Origin of the sequence: Rhodococcus sp. 06-156-4, from assembly GCF_002259345.1 — a bacterium.
GTDB classification, from domain to species: domain Bacteria; phylum Actinomycetota; class Actinomycetes; order Mycobacteriales; family Mycobacteriaceae; genus Rhodococcoides; species Rhodococcoides fascians_E.
This window is the reverse complement of the sequence record NZ_NPGB01000030.1, coordinates 100618-109907: the sequence shown is the minus strand read 5'-3', so window position 1 is coordinate 109907 and position 9290 is coordinate 100618. Positions and strand designations below refer to the sequence as shown.

The following is a 9290-nucleotide window of genomic DNA, read 5'->3' as shown; positions in this document are numbered from 1 at the left end:
CGAACTCGACCTCGCCGACACCCCGAACGGTATGGTCGGCTCCCTCACCTACGCCACCGAACTGTTCACCCCCGCCACCATCGACCGATTCACCACCACCTTCCAACGCGTCCTGCAGACACTGGCAACCGCGCCGGAGACCCGACTGTCCGCACTCGATGCCCTGCCCGCAGCCGATTCGGGCCAGATCTCCACACTCTCGGCGGGTCCGGTTGTGTCGGTGGCGGATTCGACGGTAGATGCGTTGATCGCGAACCGTGCGACTGTCGCTCCGGATGCGCTCGCCGTCATCGACGACACCGGAACGCACTGGTCGTACGCCGATTTCGATGCCCGCGTCAACGCACTCGCACACATACTGATCGAACGTGGGGTTCAGGTCGGAGACCGCGTCGCCGTCCACCTCCCGCGCAGCATCGACCTCGTGACCGCACTACTGGCGGTGATCCGCGCCGGCGCAGCGTATGTCCCCATCGACCCCGACTACCCGGACGAGCGGATCGGGCACATCCTCGACGACGCGTCACCGACGATGGTCATCACCGGTGATTTCCTCGATACTCCGGCGGTCTCGGCGCGTCTGACACGCGGTGAACGTGTGGCACCGGTGTTGGCGCGGGCCCTGACCCCGGCGGACACGGCATATGTCCTGTTCACCTCCGGCACCACCGGACGCCCCAAAGGCGTCATGATCTCCCACCAGGCGATCATCAACCGCCTCACCTGGATGGCCGAGGACTACGGACTCGGCCCCGGTGATCGGATCCTGCAGAAAACCCCCGCCGTCTTCGACGTCTCGGTCTGGGAATTCTTCCTCCCCGCCGTCGTCGGCGCCACCCTCGTCGTCGCGAAAGACGGCGGCCACAAAGACCCGTCCTATCTCGCCGAGGTCATCGACCGCCACCAGATCACCGTCCTGCACTTCGTGCCCGCCATGCTCGCTGCATTCCTCACCGCCACACCCGACCCCGAACGCCTCACCTCGGTGCGGCGAGTGTTCTTCTCCGGCGAAGCCCTCCCCGCCGCGAACGCCGCCGACGCCGACCGACTCTTCACCGGCGCCGAACTGCACAACCTCTACGGCCCCACCGAAGCCGCCGTCGACGTCACCGCAGCACCCATCCACGCAGACGCGCTCACCGATGTGGTGACCGTGCCCATCGGAACACCGGTCGCCAACACAACCACCCACGTCCTCGACACCTGGCTGCGCCCGGTACCCGTCGGGGTGACAGGAGAGCTGTATCTCGGTGGCATCCAACTCGCCGACGGCTACATCGGCCGCACGGATCTGACGGCGTCCCGGTTCGTCGCTACCGGATCCGGGCAGCGTCTGTATCGCACCGGTGATCTCGTGCGCTGGAACCACGCCGGTGAACTCGACTACCTCGGCCGCTCCGACGATCAGGTCAAGATCCGCGGCTTCCGCATCGAACTCGACGAGATCCGCGTCGTCCTGCAGCAGCACCCTGCCGTCTCGACCGCGGTCGTCATCGCTGCCGACCACCCCGGCGGCAATGACAAATACCTTGCCGCCTATTACGTCGGTACCGACGTCACCGACGACGAACTCCGGGAGCATCTGACCGCACGGGTGCCGGACTACATGATCCCCACCGTCTTCATTCCCATCACCACCGTCCCGGTCACCCCCAACGGCAAACTCGACCGCCGCGCACTACCCACACCCGACCTCACCGGAGCACTCACCGGCGGACAGGAACTCGAGACCGATGCGGAGAAAGCACTCGGGCGGCTGTTCCGCGAGGTGTTGGGACTCGCGGACGACATCACGCTCGCCGCAGACGACCACTTCTTCCGTCTCGGCGGGCACTCGTTGCTCGCTGTCCGGTTGGTCGCTCGGGCGAACGAGGAGATCGGTACGTCGTTGCTCCTGAACGACGTGCTCCGGAACCCGACCGTCGCAGGTTTGGCTGCTGCAGCGCAGGATCGCGCCGCGCGTACGGTCACCCCGACCGACGTGGCCGACGCGATACTCGTCCCGCTGTTGCCATCCTCGTCCGGGCGCTTTCTGTTCTGTGCGCACACGATGTACGGCGGCGATGCTGCTGCGTACGACGTGTTGGCCGACTACGTGCCGGACGGACTGGGGATCGTGGGGTTGCAGGACCCAGCACACGGCGGTGTCGACATCGAATTCGACACGCTCGCCGAACTGGCGGTCGTCTACGCGAATGCGGTGCAACGTGTGCAGTCGACCGGGCCGTACGACCTGCTCGGCTGGTCCTACGGCGGACACATCATGTTCGCCGTGGCACAGGAGCTTCGCTCGAGAGGAGAGGAGATCCATTCCTTGACGATCCTCGACACCTATCCGACCAGCGCCCCCGAGACGCCTGCGCCCGATGTGTCGTTCATCGACGACCGGGATGCCCAGTTGGAGTACCTGGAAAGCAGACGCGAGGACTTGCTGGCCATTCTCGGCGACGAGGGAAGCCGCGCGTTGTTTGCGAACCAGACGCTCGTCAAAGCCTTTGCGGTGTCCGGTAACCGATGTGAACAACTCATGGCTCAACCGACCAGCGGCCGACTCGACTGCGGCTCGCTCGTCGTGTTGGCCGGGGAAACCATCGACAACTCCGAGGCGGAGGGGCTCACCGCTGGACGGGGCGCCTGGCGTGTCCATCTCCCGCGGGCCGTGATCACTGTGGCCGACGGCGAAAACCACACGTCGGTGATCCTCACCGCGCGCGGACGAGCCCACTGGGGTGCGCAGCTCACCCGACTACTGGAACCAGGCGACGAAGGAGCCGAACAGCGATGACACTGAGCAGCGAACAGGTACAGGAAGATGTGGCGAACGTGCTGTACGTGGAGGTCGACGAGCTCGACCACGAATTGGATTTGCGCGAGCAGGGAATGGATTCCGTGCGCGTGATGCAACTCGTCGAGCAGTGGCGCAGCGCAGGGGTGGAGAAGGTGGACTACATCGTGTTGGCAGAGGATCCACGGCTGGAACGCTGGCTTGCGGTTCTGGAGGACCTGCAGCAGTCTGCGCAGAAAACGTAGGGACGCGAGAGTGTGGGGCCGGGAAAGGATCCGGCCCCACGCTCGTCGACACGCGAAGCGGTTCTACTTTCTCTTGCTGATTTTTCCGACGGCGGTGCGCTCGAACTCGGTGACCAATTCGACGACGTCAGGAAGCTTGTACGTCGCGAGCCCCTTGGCCTTCAGGAACTGCCGAACCTTGGTCAGCGACAACGATTTCGGATCCACACCCTCGCGTGGGAGCAGGAATGCTTTGACACGCTCACCGAGGACGGCGTCGGGAATGCCCTGGACGGAGGCCTCGTGGATCGACTCGTGCGCCAGCAGCAGGTCTTCCACCTCTGCGGGTGCGACTTTCTCCCCGCCACGGTTGATCTGATCCTTCGAGCGTCCGGTGACCGTCAGGTAACCGTCGGCGCCCTGGACGACAATGTCACCTGTGCGGTAGAAGCCGTCCTCGGTGAACACGTTCTGGTGCTGAGGGGCGTTGTAGTAACCGCGGATGGTCGACGGTCCACGGGTCAGAAGGTCACCGGCGGTGCCTCTGTCGACATTCTGGCCATGAGAGTCGACGACGCGGATTTCGTCGTAGTCGGTGGTCGGGCGCCCCTGGCGAGTGGTGATGATGTCCTCGTCCGCATCGAGTCGTGTGAAGGTGTGCAGGCCCTCGGCCATACCGAACGACTGCTGGACCGTCGCCCCGAGTTCGGGCCGAACTCGTCGCGCCGAGTCGGGGCTGAACTTCGCCCCGCCGACCTGGATGACGGCGAGCGTGGACAGGTCGTATCGCTCTTTCAGTGACGAGTTCAACCACGCCAGCGCGAGCGGGGGAACCAGCGCGACGATGGTCACACCATGCTCGGCGATGAGGGGGAAGCTCACGTCCGGACTCCCGTTGGGCGCCATGACGACTGTGCCGCCGGCAGCGAGAGTGGACAGGTAACCGGGGGAGCGCATCGCGAAGCTGTGCGACATCGGTAGCACGACGAGTTGCACTGTGTCCGAGGTGATATCGGTCATCGCGGCTGCCGCCCGCACGGAGGCGAGGTACGTCTCGTGGGTGTGCGGGACAAGCTTGGGGCGATCGGTCGTGCCTCCCGACAATGCCAGGAAAGCGACGTCCGATGGGAGCGATCGTCGACGATGTTCCAGTGTGCCCTGTGCAAGAAGCGGTTCAAGTCCATCGGCGTCGACGATGATCGTGTGTTCGAGTGTGGACGACGTCGACTTCAGCTCGGCTGCGAGGGCTGCGAGATCGTTCCCGTCGTGCGCGGCGGTGGCGATGTACCCGCGGGCACCGGATTCTTCGACGATGTAACCGATTTCGTGCAGGCGCAACGCGATCGGGGTGAGGACGGGTACTGCGCCGATCTCGTAGAGTGCGAACACCAGCGCCACATAGTCGGGAATGTTCGGGAGGTGGACCACGACGCGGTCGCCGCGCCGGATTCCGAGACGCTCGAACCCGGCCGCGAGCGTCAGAATCCGCTCGCCCAGGTGGCCGTACGTGATCCGGGTGTCACCGAAGATCAGTGCAGTCTCCTCCGAGTGCTGCTCGATCGAGCTGAACAGAAACTCCGTGAACGTCTGGTCCACCCAGATGCCCTCATCCCGGTAGCGCTGCGCGAACTCCGGTGGATAGGGGACGACTCCGTCCAGGACGAGGGGTGCGAGGTCGTGAGTGGACGCGGTCATCTATCCCTTCCTATGTGAGCGGAAATGTAGGTCAGGCCTACATTTCCGCTCACGTTGTGGTGTATTGCAGACGAGAAATCAAGGCGTCGAGCGATTCTGCCCCGTGTGCCGCGACGTCGGCTGCGGGGCGTTCGCGGTATCCGGGGTTGAAGATTTCCAGTGAAAGCGGACCGGTGTATCCGGCTTCGATCACGCCGGCAACGGGGGCGAGTACGTCGAACTCGCCGTCTCCGGGGAAGCAGCGGTGATTTCGGCTCCACTGGATCAGCTCGAGATCCATCCACGGGGCGTCGGCGACCTGAAGAAAGCCGATACCGCGGGGGTCGAGGGCGTGGATCTGTTCGATTCCGTCTCCCACCGCATAGAGGTGGAAGGTGTCGACGACGAGTGACAACGACGGGTGGTCGGCGCGCCTCAGTGCATCTTCGACGTCGGCGATGCGGTTGATGTGGGTGCCCCAGGCCAGCGCTTCGAACATGACGGTGGCGCCATGTTCTGCTGCGGCCTCGCCGAGTGCGTGCAATTGCGAGGCAGAGAGGTCTCGGTCGTCGATGGCGTCGTCGTCGGTGTTGGAGACGACGAGGATTGCATCTCCGCCGAGCGCCTCCATGATGTCGCTTTCGCGGTGGAAACGTTGGAGTACGTCGGCGAATTCGGTTTCGGTGACACCTTCGGCGCGCCTGAACGGTTGGTAGAGGTCGACGGTCAATCCGAGGTCGTCGCATCGCCGACGGATGTCTGCGGTGCTCGATGATGCAGCCGTCAGGTCGGCGTCGAGAATTTCGACGCCGTCGAAGCCTGCCGCGGCGATGCCGTCGAGTTTGTCCTCGAGCGTTCCGCCGAGTGACACGGTGGCGATGCAGGTCTTCACGGGTGCTCCTCGGCGTAGGTCCGGCGAGGCTGACATTGATAGCCTAACCTAGCTCAGCTTAACCTAGCCTTACCTCGGAATGGGGTTGTATGTCGGCGCTGTACACGGCCCACAGTTCGGCGTAGCGGCCCGCGGCATCGAGTAGCTCGTCGTGGGTGCCTTCCTCGACGATGGACCCCCGCTCGAGGACGACGATACGGTCGCACGCACGCGCCTGCGAGAGTCGGTGCGCGATGACGATCGCCGACCGGCCATGTAGTGCCTTCGCTGTGGCCTCGTCGAGCAGAGCCGAGTTGCGCGAATCTGCTTCTGCCGTGGCCTCGTCCAGAATCGCCACCGCGGGGTCGTGCAGGACCAGCCTGGCCAGCGCGAGCAGCTGAACGTCCGCCGCGGTGATGCGGTGACCTTCCTCGCCGAGTTCGGTGTCGAGGCCACCGGGGAGCGAGCTGAGAAGGACATCCCCGCCGACGAGTGACAGTGCGTGCGTAAGTGACTCGTCCGAAGCATCCGGCGCGGCGAACGCCAGATTCTCGCGCAGTGTTGCCGAGAAGACTCGTCCCTCTTGGTTCAGGTACGCGATCCGCGATCGGTGTACCGATGCCTCGATGGTTCCGCCGCCCGGCTCGCGCACGCCGGCGATCAGACGGGCGAGCGTTGTCTTGCCCGAACCGCTCGTGCCGACGATCGCGAGGTGCTCCCCGGCGTGGAGCGTCAGATCGACGCCGTTCAGCACGGGGTGCTCCGGCAGATAGGAGAAGGATGCATCACGAACCGAGACGACGGGGCCGGTTCGCCTCACGGTCGAGTCCGGCGCGGCGGCCGGGGCGGCGTAGTTCTTCGTGACACCCACGACCCGAGCGAGAGATGCTGCGGCGGACTGCAAGTCGTCCATCACGAACATCAGCATCGAGATCGGTCCGGTGACCTGCAGGAACAACAGCGAGGCGGCGGTGATCGAACCCAGTGACGTGCCGTACCGCGCAGCCAGAACGAAACCACATCCGACGATCAGGAGCAGGCAGACCGCCTCGGCGAGGTTGATGCGGCTGAAGAAACGGTTCTGCATGATTCGAGCGCGCACCTCCCAACGTGCCACATCCCATGTTGCGCTCTGGATGTCGTTGATACGTGCATCGCCTACCTGAAATGCGGTAACGGTTGGAAGCGCCGTGAGTGTGGTGAGTACGCGTTCGCCGCGGGTGCTGTCTGCCGAGCGCAGTGCGCCGTACACCGGCGGCACCGCGGGGAGGTACCACCTCAATGCCCGTACGTACAACGGCGCGGCAAGCAAGAACGCGATGCCGAAGCGCCAGTCGATGGCCGCTGCCCCGATGACGGTCAGCACGATCGTGAAGATCGCTGCTGACAGCGTCGGCAGAATTGCTGGGAGTTCGTCGGACACGTTCCGCGTGTCGGATGCGGCACGAGTCACGATGTCTCCGACACCCACTCGTTCCACCTCGGTCTCCGTCAGATCCAGTGTCGCCGCCATGAACTTCTCGCGCAGGTCCGCGACCATCGTGTCGATGACGCGTCCGAGCGCCACCATGCCGAAGAACTCGACGACGCCGCCGATGAGGGCAGCGGCCACCAGTGCAGTCAACTGCCACCAGAACACCGCTGGAATTCCCGACGCTTCACTGCCGGTGACTGTGTCGACGATCCACCCGATGGTCAGTGGGAGGACGAGCGTCGTGGCTGCCGAGATCAGCAGAAGTAGGAGGATGCCCGCGATCCTCAGCTTCTTGCCCTCGGCGAGTTCTGTTATCTCGTTACGCATCTCGCGCCAGTCGGCGACCGGCAGGCGCTGCATTTCGGTATCGCTCACGAATGTTCTCCTGCGATGCTGTGCGTGGACACTGCGTGAAAGGCGGGCGAGGACGTGATGACGATCGTGGTCAATCCTTCTCGCGCAGAACGTACCCTGGTGGCGATGTCGTGCTCGGTGGCCGAGTCCACGGAATTCGTGGGATCGTGCAGAACGAGTACCGGCGGACGGCGATGCAGTGCGCGGGCGAGTGCGACGCGTTGGCGTTGGCCACCGGACAGGGTTCTGCCGCCGTCGCCGATATCGGTGTCGTAGCCGTCGCGAAGTTCGTGCTCCAGGCCGTCGCAGCGGGCTGCCTGCAGCGCGCCGCGGGCGCTGGTGTGCTCGTCCGACCCCGGAACTGCCTCCGCGGACGCCACGTTGGCAAACAACGTCGGTTCGAGGAGGTCCGGCTGATGGGGTGAGACGAGTATTCGGCGGCGGACCTCGGCCGGGTCATGTTCTCGCAAGGGACGTCCGTCGAGTGTGATGCCCGGGGTCTTGTCTTGCTCGCCGCGCGAGGTCAAGGTCATCGCGGCGACGAGCCCGTCGGCATCGATCGCGGACGGGTCGATCACGAGAAACTCGCCGGGCGTGACGAGAATCGGGTCGGTCATCTGGGGCGAGTGGATCCGAAGCGTCGGGGACTCCGGGATCGGAGCGGTTCCGAGCGCCTCCGGATCGGGGCCGATGTGCAGTTGATCGAGAACACGCTTGGCCGACGCCAACACCATCGCACCCAACGTTGCGGCGTCCTCGATAAGACTTCTCAGCGGATCGAGAAGCACCTGGGCCATGGCGGCAGCGGCGATAAGGCCGCCGATCGTGATGGAGCCGTTGAACGTGAGCATTGCAGCGATGACGGTCACCACGCCCGCGAACAGACCGGTCAGCGCATTGTTGATGCCGATGACCGCGCCCTCTGCCCTGTTGGCCGCGAGTGTGCCGCGCAGGGCCGATCGGGACACACCTCGATAATGGTCAGTGGCGGCGCGCTGAGCGTGGATGCCCGTGATCACTCGGTAGCCGGACACCAGATCGGCGGCGATGCCTGCCGCGTCCGCGACGGCATCTTGTTCTTCCTCTGCGCGTCTTTGCAGTGGACGCGCGACAACCGCCATGAGCGCCAACAGCAATGGCGACCCGAGTATGACGGTCAAGCCTAGAACCGGGTGGATGGCGAAGAGCGACACAGCCGCGACGACGATTGCGACGATATGGCCGAGTGGATACACCGCGAAATAGAGTGCGCTGCTGGCCCGGTCGCTGTCGGAGGTTGCCACCGACAGCAGCCGCCCTGGCAGCTGCGGTCCGCCTGCGGTTCCGCGTGCGTCGAGGATGCGCTCGATCACTCGCGACGACAGCTCGTACTTCGCTCGCTGTACAGCGAACCAACCGATGCGCCCGCCGAAGCGATACGTCAAGTTCATGACCACATAGAGGCCTGCGATGACGGCAAGCCACTGCAGGAACCCACCGACGGCCTCACCGGCAGGGGTGCCCGTGGTGACCGGCCCGATGCCGCGGTCGATGGCTGCACCCAATGCCAGCGGAACGAGCGTCGTCGCGGTGTTGTACAGCACCAGGAGCAGGCACCCGAGTGCCGCATGCCAGCCTGCCGATCGGATGATCGACGCCGAGAGGCGTAGCGGCGACATGCCGTCGCGGATTCTGATTCGACGCTGCGGCGGCGTGTCCGGAATGTCGAAGAAAACGGGGATGTGCTTGGGCGGATTCCAGGCGGATGTCATACGTCGGCAGGCTCGTGTTCCAGTGGGAGGGGATGGACGGTGGGGTTCCGGTGCTGCGAGCGGACGCGTCGACGGGGTTGGCCGTAGGGGTTCGACGAATCACAGGGGGTGCGCCCGACTAGTTCTATAGGTTAGCCTAACTTCGAATGTTAAACGA

General features: G+C 64.7%; 6 protein-coding genes. 2 read left to right on the top strand and 4 right to left on the bottom strand.

Features of this window, described 5'->3' with window-relative positions:
• Positions 1–2785: amino acid adenylation domain-containing protein (locus CH290_RS22580; protein WP_141217849.1), on the top strand; the 2785-nt coding region annotated here is incomplete at its 5' end.
• A complete protein-coding gene (locus CH290_RS22575; protein WP_019667398.1) occupies positions 2782–3030 on the top strand; it encodes a phosphopantetheine-binding protein in 249 nt (82 codons plus the stop codon). The genes CH290_RS22580 and CH290_RS22575, both read left to right, overlap by 4 nt.
• 63 nt (positions 3031–3093) lie before the next feature.
• On the opposite strand, the gene CH290_RS22570 is transcribed toward CH290_RS22575, so the two are convergent.
• The 4 genes from CH290_RS22570 to CH290_RS22555 are packed head-to-tail and all read right to left on the bottom strand — an operon-like array spanning position 3094 to position 9133.
• Positions 3094–4704, bottom strand: a complete 1611-nt coding sequence (locus CH290_RS22570) for a (2,3-dihydroxybenzoyl)adenylate synthase (RefSeq protein ID WP_019667397.1) — start codon at positions 4702–4704, stop codon at positions 3094–3096.
• Between the two features lie 49 nt (positions 4705–4753).
• Positions 4754–5575 (bottom strand): sugar phosphate isomerase/epimerase family protein, encoded by an 822-nt coding sequence (locus tag CH290_RS22565; protein WP_019667396.1) that lies wholly within the window; start codon positions 5573–5575, stop codon positions 4754–4756.
• A 58-nt stretch (positions 5576–5633) separates the two neighbouring features.
• A complete protein-coding gene (locus CH290_RS22560) occupies positions 5634–7403 on the bottom strand; it encodes an ABC transporter ATP-binding protein (RefSeq protein ID WP_230621129.1) in 1770 nt (589 codons plus the stop codon).
• A complete protein-coding gene (locus tag CH290_RS22555) occupies positions 7400–9133 on the bottom strand; it encodes an ABC transporter transmembrane domain-containing protein (protein ID WP_033190657.1) in 1734 nt (577 codons plus the stop codon). Before CH290_RS22555 ends, CH290_RS22560 begins: the two co-directional genes overlap by 4 nt.
• Positions 9134–9290: the final 157 nt, after the last annotated feature.

Bases quoted from the DNA above. Each gene is read 5' to 3' on its own strand.
- CH290_RS22575 (WP_019667398.1), top strand. From the start codon at position 2,782: ATGACACTGAGCAGCGAACAGGTACAGGAAGATGTGGCGAACGTGCTG.
- CH290_RS22570 (WP_019667397.1), bottom strand. From the start codon at position 4,704: ATGACCGCGTCCACTCACGACCTCGCACCCCTCGTCCTGGACGGAGTC.
- CH290_RS22555 (WP_033190657.1), bottom strand. From the start codon at position 9,133: ATGACATCCGCCTGGAATCCGCCCAAGCACATCCCCGTTTTCTTCGAC.